Origin of the sequence: Streptomyces sp. NPDC051364 (genome assembly GCF_040682115.1) — a bacterium.
Taxonomy (GTDB): Bacteria; Actinomycetota; Actinomycetes; order Streptomycetales; family Streptomycetaceae; genus Streptomyces.
Genome location: NZ_JBFBAH010000022.1, coordinates 59,586 through 75,772 on the forward strand (window position 1 = coordinate 59,586; position 16,187 = coordinate 75,772).

Annotated in this window: 14 protein-coding genes; 4 read left to right on the forward strand and 10 right to left on the reverse strand. The window is 70.9% G+C overall.

Going from position 1 to position 16,187, the window contains the following annotated elements; all coding sequences use genetic code 11:
• Positions 1–40: 40 nt before the first annotated feature.
• Together AB0M76_RS31980 and AB0M76_RS31985 are read left to right on the forward strand one after the other, a co-directional pair.
• Complete coding sequence (locus AB0M76_RS31980; protein WP_365956230.1) at positions 41–2,356, forward strand: MMPL family transporter; 2,316 nt, start codon at positions 41–43, stop codon at positions 2,354–2,356.
• A gap of 11 nt (positions 2,357–2,367) precedes the next feature.
• Positions 2,368–3,096 carry a DUF2993 domain-containing protein gene (locus tag AB0M76_RS31985; protein WP_365956231.1) on the forward strand — a complete coding sequence of 243 codons (729 nt, stop codon included), beginning with the start codon at positions 2,368–2,370 and terminating at the stop codon, positions 3,094–3,096.
• Here the strand turns inward: AB0M76_RS31985 and AB0M76_RS31990 are convergent.
• From AB0M76_RS31990 to AB0M76_RS32020, 7 genes are all read right to left on the reverse strand, one after another.
• Positions 3,089–3,904, reverse strand: coding sequence for a class I SAM-dependent methyltransferase (locus tag AB0M76_RS31990; protein ID WP_365956232.1), 816 nt, complete (start codon positions 3,902–3,904; stop codon positions 3,089–3,091). The genes AB0M76_RS31985 and AB0M76_RS31990 overlap by 8 nt on opposite strands.
• A 121-nt stretch (positions 3,905–4,025) precedes the next feature.
• Positions 4,026–4,355, reverse strand: a complete 330-nt coding sequence (locus tag AB0M76_RS31995; protein WP_365956234.1) for a PfkB family carbohydrate kinase — start codon at positions 4,353–4,355, stop codon at positions 4,026–4,028.
• Positions 4,352–5,341 (reverse strand): zinc-dependent alcohol dehydrogenase family protein, encoded by a 990-nt coding sequence (locus AB0M76_RS32000; protein ID WP_365956235.1) that lies wholly within the window; start codon positions 5,339–5,341, stop codon positions 4,352–4,354. The genes AB0M76_RS31995 and AB0M76_RS32000 overlap by 4 nt, the downstream gene beginning before the upstream one ends.
• A complete protein-coding gene (locus AB0M76_RS32005) occupies positions 5,338–6,165 on the reverse strand; it encodes a carbohydrate ABC transporter permease (protein ID WP_365956236.1) in 828 nt (275 codons plus the stop codon). The genes AB0M76_RS32000 and AB0M76_RS32005 overlap by 4 nt, the downstream gene beginning before the upstream one ends.
• Positions 6,162–7,133, reverse strand: coding sequence for a sugar ABC transporter permease (locus tag AB0M76_RS32010; RefSeq protein ID WP_365956237.1), 972 nt, complete (start codon positions 7,131–7,133; stop codon positions 6,162–6,164). Before AB0M76_RS32010 ends, AB0M76_RS32005 begins: the two co-directional genes overlap by 4 nt.
• A gap of 22 nt (positions 7,134–7,155) precedes the next feature.
• Positions 7,156–8,514 carry a sugar ABC transporter substrate-binding protein gene (locus AB0M76_RS32015; RefSeq protein ID WP_365956238.1) on the reverse strand — a complete coding sequence of 453 codons (1,359 nt, stop codon included), beginning with the start codon at positions 8,512–8,514 and terminating at the stop codon, positions 7,156–7,158.
• A 133-nt stretch (positions 8,515–8,647) separates the two neighbouring features.
• Positions 8,648–9,406: a DeoR/GlpR family DNA-binding transcription regulator gene (locus AB0M76_RS32020; RefSeq protein ID WP_365956239.1), complete on the reverse strand. Its 759-nt coding sequence runs from the start codon at positions 9,404–9,406 to the stop codon at positions 8,648–8,650.
• A gap of 473 nt (positions 9,407–9,879) precedes the next feature.
• On the opposite strand from AB0M76_RS32020, the gene AB0M76_RS32025 reads away from it, so the two are divergent.
• Together AB0M76_RS32025 and AB0M76_RS32030 are read left to right on the forward strand one after the other, a co-directional pair.
• Positions 9,880–10,440: a sigma-70 family RNA polymerase sigma factor gene (locus AB0M76_RS32025; RefSeq protein WP_365956240.1), complete on the forward strand. Its 561-nt coding sequence runs from the start codon at positions 9,880–9,882 to the stop codon at positions 10,438–10,440.
• Positions 10,441–10,614: 174 nt separating this feature from the next.
• On the forward strand, positions 10,615–11,580 hold the full coding sequence (locus AB0M76_RS32030; RefSeq protein WP_365956241.1) for an alpha/beta hydrolase: 966 nt from the start codon (positions 10,615–10,617) through the stop codon (positions 11,578–11,580).
• Positions 11,581–11,603: 23 nt separating this feature from the next.
• On the opposite strand, the gene AB0M76_RS32035 is transcribed toward AB0M76_RS32030, so the two are convergent.
• The 3 genes from AB0M76_RS32035 to AB0M76_RS32045 are packed head-to-tail and all read right to left on the reverse strand — an operon-like array spanning position 11,604 to position 16,121.
• Positions 11,604–12,575 carry an antibiotic biosynthesis monooxygenase gene (locus tag AB0M76_RS32035; RefSeq protein WP_365956242.1) on the reverse strand — a complete coding sequence of 324 codons (972 nt, stop codon included), beginning with the start codon at positions 12,573–12,575 and terminating at the stop codon, positions 11,604–11,606.
• Positions 12,576–12,579: 4 nt separating this feature from the next.
• The gene (locus AB0M76_RS32040; RefSeq protein WP_365956243.1) at positions 12,580–15,297 is read right to left on the reverse strand and encodes a molybdopterin cofactor-binding domain-containing protein; all 2,718 of its coding nucleotides are present in this window, start codon (positions 15,295–15,297) and stop codon (positions 12,580–12,582) included.
• Positions 15,294–16,121, reverse strand: coding sequence for an FAD binding domain-containing protein (locus AB0M76_RS32045; protein ID WP_365956244.1), 828 nt, complete (start codon positions 16,119–16,121; stop codon positions 15,294–15,296). Before AB0M76_RS32045 ends, AB0M76_RS32040 begins: the two co-directional genes overlap by 4 nt.
• Between the last annotated feature and the right edge of the window lie 66 nt (positions 16,122–16,187).

The window sequence follows — 16,187 nt, forward strand, 5'->3', positions numbered from 1 at the left end:
CTCGGAGTGCAACTTCATTCGTGGAGGGAAGCGCAGCACGATGTTTCTTGCCCTGGGCCGCTGGTGTGCCCTGAGACCGAGACGGATCCTCGCCGTCTGGGCGGCCGTGACGATCGCCGTCGCCGTCGTCGTGATGCTCCACGGCCGGGTCACCAGCGAGGCGGTGGCCATCCCCGGCAGCGACAGCCAGGCGGCCCGCGACGCGGCCGACTCGTTCCACGGGCCCGTCTCCGGTAACCAGCCGGTCGTCCTGCACACGGCCCCGGACGGGCCGGTGCTCACCTCCGCCGCCGCGCAGCAGGCGGTCGAGGCGGCGGCCGGGGACGTGGCCCGGGTGGACCACGTGGTGAGCGTCGCCGCGCCGTACGGGCCTTCGGGCCTGGCGGCCATGAGCCCGGACGGCCACACCGCCTACCTCTCGGTCGGGCTGGACGTGACCGGGCGTGACATCACCCCGGAGATCAGCGAGGCCGTGCTGTCGGCCACCGGGCCCGCCCGGCAGGCCGGAATCGAGGTCACGGCCGGCGGCGGCCTCGCGGCCGCCGCCGACAAGGGGTCCACCGCCCACAGCGAGCTGATCGGTCTCGCAGCGGCCGCGGTCATCCTGTTCCTCGGGCTGCGCAGGGTCCTCGCGGCCGGCCTTCCCCTGCTGGTGGGGGTCCTGGGGCTGGTGATCTCGCTCTCGGCGATCGGGCTGGTCGGGCACGTCCTCGACATGCCGTCGGCGGGTGCCACGATCGCGGCGATGATCGGCCTCGGCGTGGGCATCGACTACACCCTCTTCTGTCTGACGCGCTTCCGTGACCTCCTGGCGGAGGGGCACGGCGTGGTGGACGCCGTGGGGTACACCACGGCGGGTGCAGGCAAGGCCGCCGCCTTCGCCGGCTGCGCGGTGGCGGCCGCGCTGGCGGGTCTGGCTCTCGGCGGGCTGCCACTGCTGTACGCGCTGGCGCTCGCACCGGCGATCGCCGTACTCGTCGCGGTCCTCGCGGCCCTGACCCTGCTTCCGGCCCTGCTCGCGCTGTTCGGCCACCGGCTGGGCCGGAAGGCGGGCCACCGGCCGGCCCCGGCGAACCCTGCCGACCCTGCCGACATGGCCGACACGGCCGATGCGGGCGACGTGACCGAGGCCGCCCGTGCGGCCGACGCCGCGGGCGTGCGCTGGCAGCGGTTCGCCGCGCACGTGGCCGGCCGCCCCTGGCGCTACCTGCTCGCGAGCCTGGTCCTGGCGGGCGTACTGGCCGCGCCGGCCGCCGGGTTGACGTTCGGCCAGCTCGACGCGGGGGACAAGGCGGCCGGCACGTCGAGCCGTACTGCGTACGAGCAGCTGGCCGAGGCCTTCGGACCGGGCGTGAACGGCCCCCTCCAGGTGACCGAGACCTTGCCCACGGCGGCCGACGGACCGTCCGACCACCGCGTCTCGACGGTCACCGAGACCCTCGGGCAGACCCCCGGTGTGGCCGCCGTGAGCCCGGCCCGGCTCGGCACGGACGGTCGTACCGTCCTCTGGCAGGTCACCCCCACCACCGGCCCCGGCGATCCCACCACCGTCGCGCTCGTGGACCGGCTGCGGGACAACGCCCTGCCCGAGGCCACCGCCGGCACCGGGGCCACCACCCACGTCGGCGGGCCGACGGCCGCGCAGGCCGACCTGAACGCGCGGCTCGCCGCCCGGATGCCGGCGATCATCGCCACCGTCGTGCTCGTCGCCGGCCTGCTGCTCCTGCTGGCCTTCCGTGCACCGGTGGTCGCGGCCAAGGCGGCCGTGATGAACCTGATCTCGGTGGCGGCCTCGTACGGCGTGCTGACCGCCGTGTTCCAGTGGGGCTGGGGGGCGGGCCTGCTCGGCCTCGACGGCCCGGTGCCGATACCGGGATACGTCCCGCTGCTGATGTTCGCGGTGCTGTTCGGGCTCTCCATGGACTACGAGGTGTTCCTCCTGAGCGCCGTACGCGAGTCCTACCTCCGGCACCGGGACAACACGCGCGCGGTCGTCGACGGACTCGCCGGGACAGCCCGGATCATCACCTCTGCGGCCATGATCATGGTCTGTGTGTTCCTCAGCTACCTGCTCTCCGAGGACCCCGTGGTGAAGATGTTCGGCATCGGACTGGCCACGGCCGTGGCCCTGGACGCCACGGTCGTCCGCGGACTGCTCGTCCCGACCAGCATGGTGCTGCTCGGCGAGCGCAACTGGTGGCTGCCCGCCCGGCTCGACCGCATCCTGCCCCGGACGGACATCGAGGGCACCCCGACACCCCCTGTACGCCGCCGGTCCCTGGCCGCCGCCACCGCTCCGGTTCCGCCCACCGCATCCACCGCCGCGCCCGGTCCCGACCGGCTTCCCGCCCCCTGAGGTACGTACCCATGCCGCTGAAAGCCCCGCACACCCCGACACCTCCGAAGAGCCGGACCGTACGAAGGGCTCCGCCACGGCGACGTGTCCGGCGCGCCGTCGCCGTGGTCGTGCTGGCAGGCGCCCTGCTGCTCACGGTCGACGCCGTCGCCCGCCAGGTGGGCGAGGAGAGGTTCGCCGACCGGATCGCCTCCCGCCAGGGCGGCGGTCTCAGGTCGCCGGAGGTCACCATCGAGGGCTACCCCTTCCTGCTCGACGCCGCCCGGGGCAGCCACCCCGAGGTGCGCGTCAAGGGAGACGCCCGTACGAGCGACGGCATCCCGGTGAAGGCCGCGGTCGACCTCCACGAGGTGTCCGAGCACGCCGGTGGCTACGCGGCGCAGTCGTTGGACGCCGCGTTCACGGCCTCCTTCGACTCGCTCGGCTCCCGCGGCGACCGCAGCGTCCGGCTCTCCGATGCCGGCAACGGCCGGGTACGGATCGAGGCCGCCGTCGTGGGCATGCCGCTGGTCATCACGGCCGCACTCCGCCTCGACGCAGGCGCCGTCACCCTGAGCGCGGACAGCGCCTCCCTGGCCGGCCGCCCGCTCGACCCGGCCACCCCCGCCATCGGCAGGGCGCTGTCGGAGCGCAGCCGGGAGATCCCGCCCCTCCCGATGGGCCTGGAGCCCACCGCCGTATCGGTGGGCCCCGGCGGGGTGACCGTGCACGCCCGAGCACGACGCACGGACCTCACCTGACGAGGCCGGCCGGCCTGCGGCCCCAGGCGGTGATCATTCCGGGGGACAACGCGGCGCAGTCCGGCGAGTCGAGATACCGGATCGCCTCGTCGACCGTCGCGCCGTCGACCAGTCCGGTGGCCACGATCGCCTCCCTGGCCCGGTCCCATGTCCCGGCCCAGAAACGGCTGAGGGGGCTGTGCGGGACCAGGGGTGGCACCCGTATCTCGGCGGCGACGGACACAAGTCCCGCATCGAGCAAGTGCCGTGGGTAGTCCGGGACCCACGAGATGTCGGTGCCGATGGTGTCCCGCAGCCCTTGCCACATGGCCTGCATGACCCGGGTGTACGGGGTCGGCGGTGCGTTACGGGTGGTCAAGTCGACGGCGTCGCTGAGGACCAGCACTCCGCCCTCGGCCAGCAGTCCGCCGAGCCCGGCGATCAGGCGCCGCCACGACGGCAGGTGCATCAGGACGAACCGGGCGTGGACGAGCTGGAAACGGCTGCCGGGGTCGAACTCCGGCCCGCTGATGTCCGCCTCCAGGAGGTCGAGCCCCGGCAGGGGCCGGGTACTGAGGAAACGCACGTCGCGGTCGACCGCGAGTACATGTCGGACCCCGGCCTCCTCGATCAGCCGCCGGGCGATCGTGCCGGTGCCGGCCCCCACCTCGAGGCAGTTCCAGCCCGGCCCGGCCCCCAGGGCCCGCAGCCGGTCCATCGTCATGTCGTCGTACGTGAGTGCCCCGAGGTCGATCCGATCGTCCTCGCCTGCCTGCTCGGGCCGGAACACGGCCTCGCCGTAGCGGCCGTGCCTGTCACCTGTGCTCATGCGTCGGTCACCACCTCTGCGCGGCCGGGGGCACCGGTCACCGCCGCGGCGCGTGCCCTTCCATTGTCGCCGGGGTGCCCCGGCCGCGCCCGGCGTCAAGGGACGCGCGGCGGCTACTCCCTCAACTCCCCGCCGTCCACTTGACGAGGTCATGGCGGGTCGGCGGGTCCGCGCCTTCGCGGGTGCACGTCAGCGCCGCCGCGCGGGCAGCCAGGGAGAGGGCCGAGGCCACGCGCCGGTCGAGGTGCGCGGAGGCCGTGGCCTCGCGCAGTGCCGTACGGGCGCGGGCGGCGTCGGGTGCTCCGGGCAGGCCGGCCGAGGCCAGCAGGCCCGTGTGGAGCAGACCGCTGACCAGGCCGGCCATGAACGCGTCGCCCGCGCCCACGGTGTCGGCCACCTCGACGGGAGTTGCCGGTACGTCGCACCGGCCGTTGCGCGGGCCCGCCGTCACGGGGTGACCAGGATCTTGCGGCCCTGCCCTGCCCGGAACCGCTGGAGCGCGGCGGCGTAGTCGGTGAGCGGCAGCCGGTCGCTGATGAAGACCTCCGGGTCGAGAACGCCCGCGGCGAAGAGCTCGGCGGCCCGCTCGTAGCTGTGCAGGACCGCCATCGACCCGGTGATGGTGATCTCCCGGTTGTAGATGCGGTACGGCTCGATCGTGGCGCGGGCCGCGTAGTCGGCCACCCCGAACTGGAGGTACGTACCGCCCCGGGCCACCCGGCCGAGGGCGTCCTGGATGGCCTGTTCGCTGCCGGTGGCGTCGATGACGAGGTCCCAGCCGCGGGGCCGGTCGATCTCGTCCGGGGATCCGACGGCGTGGGAGCAGCCGAGGGTGCGGGCGGTCGCGAGTCGATCGGGGTTGATGTCGACGATGTCGACGGCGATGGCGCCGGTGCGTTTGGCGAGCTCCAGCATCATCAGGCCCATCGTGCCGGAGCCGTAGATCAGGACGCTGCTGGCGAGTTGGGCGCGCAGGACGTCGTACCCGCGTACCGCGCAGGAGAGCGGCTCGATCAGGACGGCGTCCTCGGGGCGGACGTGGTCGGGCAGTTTGACGCAGTTGGCCGCGGGTGCGACGGCGAACTCGGCCGCGGCTCCAGGGACGGTGACGCCGATCGCCGCGTAGCGCTCGCACAGGTTGTTGCGTCCGATGCGGCAGTAGTGGCACGCATTGCAGTACAGCGACGGGTCCACCGCCACCCGGTCGCCGAGGGTCAGCCCGGTTGTCCCGGGGCCGTAGGCGACGACGGTACCGGCGAACTCGTGGCCCGGTACGAGCGGCAGGCTGGGCGCGAACTCGCCCTGGAGGATGTGCAGATCGGTCCCGCACAGGCCGCAGGCGGCGACCTGGACCACCACCTCCCCGGGGCCGGGCTTCGGGTCGTCGACGGTCTCGGTGGTCACGACGCCGGGAGCGCTGATGACGGCTGCTTTCACTTGACTGCTCCAAGGGAGAGGCCCTGGACGAGCTTGTCCTGGGCGGCGAACCCGGCGACGAGAACCGGCAGCGAGATGCACACGGCGGCGGCGCACACCTTCGCCAGGAAGAGCCCCTGGCTGGTGACGAACCCGGTGAGGAAGACGGGTGCGGTGCCGGCCACCACTCCGGTCAGAACGCGGGCGAAGAGAAGCTCGTTCCAGCTGAAGATGAACGAGATGAGCGCGGTGGCGGCGATACCGGGCGCGGCGACGGGCGCCACGATCCGCACCAGGGTCGTCGGCAGTCCGGCGCCGTCGATCGAAGCCGCTTCCAGGATCTCCTTCGGCACCTCGGCGAGGAAGGAGCGCATCATCCAGACGGCGATCGGCAGGTTCATCGAGGTGTAGAGGATGACCAGGAGCCAGATGTTGTCCAGCATCCCGGTGTTCTGCGCGATGAGGTAGAGGGGCAGCAGCCCGGCGACGGCGGGCAGCATCTTCGTCGAGAGGAAGAAGAACAGCACATCGGTCCACTTCCGGACCGGCTTGATGGACAGGGCGTACGCGGCGGGCAGGGCCAGCGCCAGGACCAGCAGGGTCGACACGACGCTCGCCGTGGCCGAGTTGATCAGCGGCGGCCAGGGGCTCGTCCCCGTACTCGCACCGAAGAACTCCCGGTAGCCGTCCAGGGTGAACCCGGCGCTCACGCTGGGCGGGTTGGTCGCGGCGTCCTGCTCGCTGTGCAGTGAGGTGAGGACCATCCACCCGAACGGGAGGAAGAACAGCAGCCCGCAGAGCCAGGCCACGAGGCCCCAGAAGCTGCGGCGGACGAGGGCGGTCACAGCGCCTCCTCGCGGAACAGGGACGAGACGGTACGCAGCGCGAAGGTGGCGATGACCATGGAGCAGACGACGACGAGAACGCCCTCGGCGGAGGCCTGGCCGTAGTCGTGGGCCTGGTAGAAGGTCTGGTAGACGGTGTAGGGCAGGTTGGCGGTGCCGAGGCCGCCGGAGGTGAGGGTGAAGACCGCGTCGAAGTTCTGGACGACGTAGATGCTGCCGAGCAGGGCGGCCAGCTCCAGGTAACGGCGCAGGTGCGGGAACGTGAGGTGGCGGAAGACCTGCCAGGTGTCGGCCCCGTCCACGTGCGCGGCCTCGACGATGTCGGGCGGCCGGCTCTGCAGCCCGGCGAGCAGGATCAGCATCATGAACGGCGTCCACTGCCAGATCAGCGACACCTCCACGGCGACCAGGGGGAGGCTGGACATCCAGTCGGGCTGCGGTGCGCTGTCACTGCCGAACAGGCTCCAGATCCAGGTGAGCGAGCCGTTGATCAGCCCGTACGAGGCGTTGTAGAGGGCGTGCTTCCACAGCAGGGCGGAGGCCGCCGGGACGACGAGGAAGGGCGCGATGAGCAGGGTCCGGACGATGCCGCGGCCGAGGAAGCTCCGGTCGAGCAGCAGGGCCAGCCCGAGGCCGAGGAGCAGGCTGGTGAGCACCACCGCCGAGGTGAGGACGACGGTGGTCAGGAGCGAAGACCTCAGCGCGGGATCGGTCAGGGCGTTGCGGTAGTTGGCGAGGCCGCCGAAGCCCCGGTCGTCCGGCGCCAGGGCGTTCCAGCGCATGAACGAGATGACCAGGGTGGCGACGAACGGCAGCTGGGTCACCGCGATCAGGAAGACCAGAGCCGGCAGCAGCGGGGCGCGCCGGGCCCAGGCGCCGCGGGGGCGCGATCCGGTGGGGCGGGCGGCCCGGTGCAGGCCGCCGCGCAGCGCGGTGCGAGGGGGTTTGGCTGTCAGAGGGGCGGTCATGGGGTGGCCTCCGTCCTGCCGCTCAGTTGCCCGCGTACTTCTTGGCGACGGCCTCGGCACGGGACTGACCCGCCTTGAGGGCTTCCTCGACGCTGGTACGGCCCGCGATGGCGGAGCTGATCTGCTGGGAGACCTCGGTGGCGAGGTCGGTGAACTCGGGGATGCCGACGAACTGGATACCCGGGGCGGGCCGCGGCTGGACGCCCGGGTCGGCGGGGTCGGCCGTGGTCAGCGCGGACTTGGTGGCGTCGGCGAAGGCGGACGCGGCGGCGACGTACTGCGGGTTGGCGTACGTGGAGGTGCGCTTGCCGGCCGGGAGGCGGGACCAGCCGAGCTGCTCGCCGACGAGGTTCTCGTACTCCTTGCTCGACGCCCAGGAGACGAACTTCCAGGCGTCGTCCTGGTGTTTGCCGGCCTTCTGCAGGCCCCAGGCCCAGGTGTAGAGCCAGCCGGAGCTCTTGGTCCGCTCGACGGGGGCGGGCGCGTAGCCGACCTTGCCGGCCACGGGGGAGGCCTTGTCCTCCAGGGGGCCGGCGGCGGAGGTGGCGTCGTACCACATGGCGACCTTGCCCTGCTCCATCTCGTTGAGGCATTCGGTGAACCCGGCCTGGGGGGCTCCGGCTTCGCCGTGGTCGCGGACCAGATCGACGTAGAACTTCACGGCCTTGGCGAACTCGGGGCTGTCGAGCCGCGCTTTCCAGTCCCTCTCGAACCAGGTGCCGCCCATGGTGTTCACGACAGTGGTCAGCGGGGCCATCACCTCGCCCCAGCCGGGCAGGCCGCGCAGGCAGATCCCCTTCATGCCGGGCCTGGCCCCGTCGGCTTTCGCCGCGAGCTCGGCGACCTGGGCCCAGGTGGGGTTCGCGGGCATGGTCAGGTTCTTCTCGGCGAAGACGTCCTTGCGGTACATGAGGAACGACGACTCGCCGTAGAACGGCTCGGCGTAGATCTCGCCGGAGGCCGTGAGGGACTGCTGGATCGGGGGCAGGATGTCGCCCTGGTCGAAGGCGGGGTCGGCCTTGGCCCGGGCGGTGAGCGGGGAGAGCCAGCCGTTCTTGGCGTAGATCGGGGTCTCGTAATTGCTGATGGTGGCGACGTCGTACTGGCCGGCCTGGCTGGCGAAGTCCTGGCTGATCTTGTCCCGTACGTCGTTCTCGGGCAGCGTGGTGAAGTTGACCTTGATGCCGGTCGCCTTGGTGAAATGGCCGGCGGTGAGCTTCTGAAGGTCCGCCATCTGCGGGTTGTTGACCATCAGTACGTTGATGGAACGGGCCCCGGAGTCGCCTGCGGTTGCGCCGGCGCCGGAGCACGCGGCGAGTACGGCGACGCCGAGTCCGACGGCTCCCGCGTGGGCGGTGGCTGCTGCTCCTCTGGTCGTCATGGTGGATCCCCTTTGCGGTAGTGGTTTCCGGGCACGCCGAAGACACGCGTGGCGTGCGTGAGGCACTCTTTGTCACCGGTCGGAGTCGGGTCGGAGTCGGGTTGGAGACGGTCGGAGTCAGGTCGGCGTCGGATCAGACGCGGATGACCTGCGGGCCGAGAAGCGTGTAGCGGTGGGCCTCGGTGGCGGACAGGCCGGTGTCGGTGATGATCGTCTCGAAGTCGGACACCTCGGCGAAGCGGCAGAAGCTGCTCGCCCCGAACTTGCCGTGGTGTCCCATGAAGATCCGTCTGCGGGAGACCTCCAGCGCCTTCGCCTTGACGTCGGCCACGACCGGATCGGGGGTGGTGAGGCCGGAGTCCCGGGAGATGCCGTTCGATCCCAGGTAGGCCAGGTCGATGACGAAGCCCGAGAGCATCGCGCAGGCCCAGGAGCCCACGTTGGCCAGCGTCCGGGCGCGGACCCGGCCGCCCAGGAGCAGGGTGGTGTGGGGCGAATCGGCCACCGCCGCGGCCGTCGACAGGGAAGCGGTGACCAGGGTGAGCGGTCGGTCGGCAGGCAGCAGGGTCGCGAGCAGCTGCGGGGTGTACCCCTCGTCGATGAAGACGGTCTCCGCTCCGCCGAGCAGTTTGGCGCCCTGCGCGGCGATCCGGCGCTTGTTCTCGACGTGCAGCGTGACGCGCTGCGCAAGGTTGGTCTCGAAGCCGGCGCTCTCGACGGGATACGCGCCGCCGTGGGTGCGGCGTACCAGGCCCCGGCGTTCCAGTTCGCTCAGGTCCCGGCGGATGGTCTCCGGCGCCACCCCGAAGTCGGCCGCGACACCCGCGACCTCGAGCCGGCCCTGCTGCCGGGCCAGGGTGAGCAGCCGCTGGTGACGTTCCTCTGACCGCATCGGACGTACCTGCCCTTCCCTCGCCCGTTCGGGCACCGGCGGCCCGAACGGGCCTGCCACAGATTTATACCGCCGGGCGCGAGCGGCACACCGGCCCGTTCCGGGCAGGACATGGCTTGGATGCGCCCGTTCCGGAGACCGGCCAACAGCACGTCACGGCACGCCAGTTGGGCATTCCGGGCACCGGTGGTGCCCGTTTGGCGGCGTGTGCGTGCCGGATCGTGTGCGGCACAGGAATGCGAAACTCCCCGGGCCGCAATCGGATCGGCGAAACCCGCCCTTCGGGCACCCGGTGCGGGCGCCAGGCCCTGCGGATCACCGCTGAACTGGGGATGCGCGCTCGTCCGGGCGGTCGAACTCGGGCGCGATCCGCTCCGTAACGGGCCCGGTCCGGCTGCCCGTTCGGCACTACAACTGCATCAGAGATCAGATGCGGCAGCCGCCACTGCCGGTGCCGGACCGGAGGAACCGTCGTGCATGACCTACTGACAACGACCCCGCAGGCATCGCAGAACCCTTCCGCGGAGCCGAGCGACGCATTCCTGAGAGCGCTCTACGAGAAGTACGGATACGTGCTCATGCGCTTCGCGGCCCGGCTGCTCGGCGGCGACTGGCACCGAGCCGAGGACGTGTTCCAGGAAGCGGCCATCCGCGCCTGGCAGCACGCCGCCGAGCTCGACCCCAGCGGCGAGGCGCTGCGCCCCTGGCTGTTCGCAGTGGTCCGCAATCTGGTGATCGACGGCTACCGGGTCCGCCGGGCGCGCCCGCCGGAGGCCGACGACGGAGGCCTGGGCCGGCTGCCCGTACCGGACGGGGTCGACCGGGCCCTCACCACGCAGGTCGTGGTCGACGCCATGCGCGACCTCGCGCCGTTCCAGCGGGAGGTGTTGCTGCACATGTACTACATGGGGCGCAGCGTGAGCCAGACCGCGAAGGTGCTGGGCGTGCCGCCGGGCACGGTCAAATCGCGTACGCACTACGCGATGCGAGCCCTCCGGGAAGGCCTGAGCAGCCGGGGCCTCAGCGCGGCCTGACCCCCGCATCGCCAGGGTGTTCTCGAAGTCCTCGATCGGGATGCCGATCAGGCCCTCGGCGCGTCGCTGCCGCAGGACGAGGCCGCCCGCCGGGAGCCTTGAGCAAAGGGCGCCCATCGGCCTGCATCAACCGGCCGGGCTGCCCCTCCGGTACGCCGTACGAGGAGAACCGTTATGACCGACACCTCCGCCCACCGCCCCGTACTCGAGCCGGCGGCCGCCCAGCTCGCAGCGGATACGGCGAATCCGCCGTACCTGTTCGAGCTGGGGCCCGCCGGGGGCCGCAAGGCCGTCGACGAGATCCAGTCCGGTGACATCTCCGTGCCCCGCGTCGACGAGGAGTGGTTCACCGTCCCCGGCGGCCCGACCGGCCAGGTCAAGGCACGTGTCGTCCGCCCGGCGGGCACGACCGGGCTGCTGCCGGTCGTCCTCTACATCCACGGGGCCGGCTGGGTGTTCGGCAACGCCCACACCCACGACCGGCTCGTGCGCGAACTGGCCGTCGGCGCGGGCGCGGCCGTGGTCTTCCCCGAGTACGACCTCGCGCCCGAAGCCCGCTACCCCGTCGCCATCGAGCAGAACTACACGGTCGCCCGCTGGATCGTCACCGAGGGCGCCGGACACGGGCTCGATGCCACCCGCATCGCGGTCGCCGGGGACTCCGTCGGCGGCAACATGAGCGCCGCGCTCACCCTGATGGCCAAGGAACGCGGCGACGTACCTCTCGTCCAGCAGGTCCTCTTCTACCCGGTCACCGACGCCGCCTTCGACACGGCCTCCTACCACCAGTTCGCCGAGGGCTACTACCTGCGCCGCGACGGCATGCAGTGGTTCTGGGACCAGTACACCACCGACGAGGACCAGCGGGCCGAGATCACCGCATCCCCGCTCCGGGCCACCACCGAACAGCTGAGGGACCTGCCCCCGGCCCTGGTCATCACCGGCGAGGCCGACGTGCTGCGCGACGAGGGCGAGGCCTACGCCGACAAGCTCCGCCAGGCCGGCGTCCCCGTCACCGCCACCCGCTACCCGGCCATCATCCACGACTTCGTCATGCTCAACGCCCTGCGCGAGACGCACGCCGCGGGAACAGCGATCCAGCAGGCCGTGGACACCCTGCGAGCCGCGCTCCACAACTGACCGTCGGCGCAGCCGAGGGTCGGTCAGGGCAGTGTCCAGATCTTCGTCGTCACGACGTAGAAGACGACGACCCAGAACAGGTTCGCCACCGCGACGATCCCGAGGCCGATGAGGTTGGTCTTCAGTGCCGGTTGGTCCGGGGCGGGGCGCAGCCACCGCTTCAGCAGCGGGTTCACGTAGAACGGCATCGTGAAGAAGCTCATGATCAAGCTCGAGAGGAGGTTTCCCAGGAGCAGCCCGATCCAGAGCGGCAGCTTCAGCGGCGAAAGGGCGAGCGCCAGCAGTACGACCGTCGGGTACAGGCCGACCCAGATCGCGATGGCGGTTTTCGTGACCGACGGCGGCGGTGCTTCCCTGCCGTTCTCGTCGAAGGCGAACCAACTGCCGAACGAGTTGTCGATGGTGCGCATCTTGTAGTCGCTGAACTTCTCGCCCTCGGCGAGGACCTCCTGCCGCTCGGCCGACGTCAGCCAGGCGTCGAGGTGCTCGGCGTTGTCGAACCGGTACAGCGTGGTCCATTCGTCCTGGACTCCCTCGACCGGCCGGAAGAGCTCGGTTCCGCGGAATCCTTCGAATCTGCTCTCAGCCTCGCTGATGTGCCGCTGCCATGCGAGGAAGTCGTCGACGGATTCCGGGTGGACGTGGTGGCTGACCACCACGGTCACCAGCGGATCTGCCGGCCGGGTTCCACCGCTGAGCACCTGCTGGGTCGCCGGACCGTCGAAGAACTCGCTGCCGGCATCGAGGAGCCGCTGCCTGGTGGCGCTGTTGATCCACGTCTGCAGATGGGCTATCGAGTCGAAGCGGTACACGGTGACCCAGTCGGGCTGCAGCGGCGTCGGCGGGGAGACCTCGGAGCCGAGGGCCCCGGGATAGTCGGCGGCCGCGGCGTTGACCTCCTCCTGCCACGTCTCGTACTCCCGATCCCGTCCGGGCCGGACCTTCTGGCCGATGATCGCGGTCGCCGTGGCTTCGTGGTGTCTCTCGGCGTTCATGGTCTCAGGCCGTCTGTACCGACCGGCTCTCGCCCAGCCGGCTGTAGATGCGCTCAGGAGTCAGGGGCAGGGCGCGGAACCGGACGCCGGTGGCCTCGTGGAGCGCATTCGCCAACGCGGGGGCCACCGGGTTGATGCAGCATTCCGCCATCCCCTTCGACCGCATGGGCCCCACGGAATCCGACGAGTTCACCAGGAGCACGTCGGTGCGGGGGACATCGGCGTAGGTGGGGATGCGGTAGTTGCGGAAGTTCGGGTTGACCATGACACCGTTCGCGTCGACGTGGAAGTTCTCCGTCAGCGCGAAGCCGATTCCCTGCGCGACGCCGCCCTCCACCTGCCCGCGGACCTGCGCCGGGTTGATCACGACGGCAGCGTCGGTCGCCTGGACGCTGTACAGGATGCGGATCTCGCCCGACACCCGGTGGACGGCGATCCGGAAGCCCTGCGTATTGGAGACGACGCTCCGGGGCGAGCCGTAGGCCTTGCGGGCAGCGGTGAACCGGATCCCGCGCGCCCGGGCCAGGGCGACGAGCTCGGCCAACGACACGCGCCGGTCCCCGCAGAGGACGCCGTCGTCGGCCATCGAGCACATCACGAGGTGGACGCCCGTATGGGCGGCGGCGAATTCCAGGATGCGGTCGCGCACCGCGTTGGCTGCTCGTAGTACGGCATTGCCCGATACGAAAAGGCCCGCGCTCGCGAAGGCGCCGGTGTCGAATCCCGTGCGGTCGGTGTCGGACTGCACCAGACGGATCCGCGACGGCGTCGTGCCCAGCTGGTCGGCCGCGATCTGGACATGGGCGGTCGACGTACCCTCGCCGAATTCGACGGTCCCGACGGCCAGTTCGTAGATGAGATCGTCGCCGAGCGTGACCCAGGCCTCCGAGACGTGCTCGGTCGGGGGCGCGGTCTCGTGCAGGGAACTCGCGACGCCGGCCCCGACGAGCCACCCGGGGCCGGGCGACGGCTGATCGGCTGTCCGGGCCATGGCCCGGTCCACCAGGTCGATGCACTTCGAGAGTCCGTCCTCGGTGAAGATCACGTCGTCCGGGCCGTCGTGCAGGGCGACGAGCGGTTCACCCGGCCGCACGATGTTGCGCCGTCGCAGTTCGAGCGGATCCATGTGCAGCGCGCGTGCCAGTTCATGCATCGCCGATTCCACGGCGAACGCCGGCTGTGTCATCCCGTACCCGCGCAATGCACCGCTCGGCACGGTGTTCGTATAGACCGAGTACGCGTCGTACTTCTTGTTGGGGCAGCGGTAGATCATGACCGCAGCGCCGCCCGCGTACAGCGTTTCCCCGCCGTGGTTGCCGTAGGCACCCGTGTTCGACACATTGCGGACCTGGAAAGCCGTGAGCCTGCCGTCCGCCTTCGCACCGAGCTTGACCGTCAGCTTCATCGGATGCCGCGGCGACGCCGTGGTGAACTCCTCCTCACGGGTGTACTCGAAGCAGACCGGCCGCCCGGTGTCCAGGGTGGCGAGCGCGGCCAGATCCTCCGAGATCACCTCCTGTTTGCCGCCGAAGCCGCCGCCGACGCGCTTGCAGAACACACGGAGCTGGTCGGGACGCAGCGCGAACAGATAGGCGAGTTTGACCTTCGCGATCGACGGCGACTGCGAACTGGTGCGGACGTTCAGGCGGCCGTTCTCCATCCACGCGATCGAGCCGTGGGTCTCGAGGTGCGCGTGCTGCACGCGCGGTGAGACGTACGTGCCCTCGTGGATCACGTCGGCCTCGGCGAAGCCCGCGTCGACGTCGCCGATGTGGGAGTGGATTTCGAGCAGGATGTTGTGGGCGGGATCGCGGGCGAACGGATCGTCCGTGACGTGCAGTTGTGGCGCGCCCTCGGCCATGGCCTCTTCGGGGTCGAACACCGCCGGCAGCACCTCGTAGTCGACGTGAACCCTGCGGCAGCCCTCCTCCGCCGCCGCGGCCGTGTCGGCCAGGACCGCAACGACGCGCTGGCCGACGAAACGGACCGTGTCGTCGAGGATGAAGGTGTCGTCCGGATCGACCAGGTGGTCGGTGTGGATCGCCGTGGTGAACCGCCTGCGCGGCACGTCCTCCCAGGTGTAGACGCGCTGCACCCCGGGAACGGAGAGTGCGTCGGTCTTGTCGATCGAGACGATCCGGGCGTGCGCGTGCGGCGAGTGCAGCACCTTGAGGTGCAGCATGCCTTCGATGTGGGTGTCCATCGTGAACTCGGCGCGGCCGGTCACCACGTCGTCGGCGGCCGGCGCGCCGACGCTCGTCCCGACGGCCTTCCCCGGCGCGGCGCTCTCCACGCCGACGACGCCCTTCACCGCGTCCTCGATTCCCCGATAGCCGGTGCAGCGGCAGAGGTTGCCCTGCAGCGCCCGCGGCAGGTCCGCCTTCTGGGCCTCGGTGAACGTTGCCGAGGTCATGATCATCCCTGCGGTGCAGAAACCGCACTGGAACCCAGGGGCGTCGCGGAACCGGCGCTGCATCGGATGCAGGCGGCCCGGCGATCCGAGCCCCTCGATCGTGGTCACCGCACGACCCTCCGCGCGGAACGCGGGGGTGATGCAGCTGTGGACCGGGCTGCCGTCCAACCAGACGGTGCAAGCGCCGCAATCGCCTGCGTCGCACCCCTTCTTGACGCCGTAGTGGCCGAGGGAGCGGAGGAACGTACGCAGGCACTGACCGGGTTCCGGTTCCTCGTCGAAGCTCTTGCCGTTGACGGTGTAGGTCATCCCGGGCCCCCGGTCATCAGTTCGCGACGTATCTCCTCGGCGAAGTGCTTCGTCAGGTGGCGACGGTGGTCGGGGGTCCCGTTGGCGTCCGCGAACCAGACGCCGGCGGGGATGACGTCGATGCTCTGCTGCAGGGTTGCGGCATCGGGCATGCTGTCGAACGCCATGCGCACCGGGCGCGTGGTGCCGGCCGTGACGGTGAGCAGCAGGTCGCCCGTTCCCGGCGTCTGCGTACCGATGAGGAACACCGTCGAACGGCCGAGGTGGGTCAGCGTGAAGCGGCGGTGCGTGGTGCGTTTGCGCAGGGCGGGCGCCGGGATGTCGATGCGCCGCAGGATTTCCCCGGGCGCGAGGACGTTTCGATGGTCGCCGGTCACGAAATCGAGGGCATCGACGATGCGCGTGGACCCGTCGGGGGCCCACAGCTCGTACGTCGCCTCGAGGGCGACCGTCAGCGTGATCATGGGGCCGGCAGGCAGGGACATGCAGATGTTGCCGCCGACGGTCGCCGAGTTCCAGACCTTGAAGGAGGAGAGGAACGCCTCGCAGCTCGTCGCGAAAAGGCCGCCCGCGATCCAATCGGCGGGCGGCGCAAAGGCGTACAGGTCGCGAACGGTGCACGTCGCGCCAATCTCAAGGCCCTTGTCGCGCGGGACGAGCGGATCCCAGCGCAATGCCGTCAGGTCGATGAGGCGGTGCACGCCCGGCTGCTCCGCCGAGAACAGCCAGGTTCCGCCGGCGAGCCAGGCGTCGCCCTCGCGCCACTCCGCACCTGGACGGTCGGACGGCCGCCGGACGAGTTCGGTAACGGTGTTCAGATCCATGGGAACTGATCTCCCTCGGCGCTCTTCACAGGATATCGCGGAACGTGTCAAGCCGGCCAAGCGAGC

Excerpts from the sequence above, each read along its gene's own strand:
- AB0M76_RS32045 (WP_365956244.1), bottom strand. The coding sequence starts at position 16,121 with ATGGATCTGAACACCGTTACCGAACTCGTCCGGCGGCCGTCCGACCGT.
- AB0M76_RS32030 (WP_365956241.1), top strand. The coding sequence starts at position 10,615 with ATGACCGACACCTCCGCCCACCGCCCCGTACTCGAGCCGGCGGCCGCC.
- AB0M76_RS32010 (WP_365956237.1), bottom strand. The coding sequence starts at position 7,133 with ATGACCGCCCCTCTGACAGCCAAACCCCCTCGCACCGCGCTGCGCGGC.
- AB0M76_RS32020 (WP_365956239.1), bottom strand. The coding sequence starts at position 9,406 with ATGCGGTCAGAGGAACGTCACCAGCGGCTGCTCACCCTGGCCCGGCAG.
- AB0M76_RS32015 (WP_365956238.1), bottom strand. The coding sequence starts at position 8,514 with ATGACGACCAGAGGAGCAGCAGCCACCGCCCACGCGGGAGCCGTCGGA.
- AB0M76_RS32035 (WP_365956242.1), bottom strand. The coding sequence starts at position 12,575 with ATGAACGCCGAGAGACACCACGAAGCCACGGCGACCGCGATCATCGGC.
- AB0M76_RS32040 (WP_365956243.1), bottom strand. The coding sequence starts at position 15,297 with ATGACCTACACCGTCAACGGCAAGAGCTTCGACGAGGAACCGGAACCC.
- AB0M76_RS31980 (WP_365956230.1), top strand. The coding sequence starts at position 41 with ATGTTTCTTGCCCTGGGCCGCTGGTGTGCCCTGAGACCGAGACGGATC.
- AB0M76_RS31985 (WP_365956231.1), top strand. The coding sequence starts at position 2,368 with ATGCCGCTGAAAGCCCCGCACACCCCGACACCTCCGAAGAGCCGGACC.
- AB0M76_RS31990 (WP_365956232.1), bottom strand. The coding sequence starts at position 3,904 with ATGAGCACAGGTGACAGGCACGGCCGCTACGGCGAGGCCGTGTTCCGG.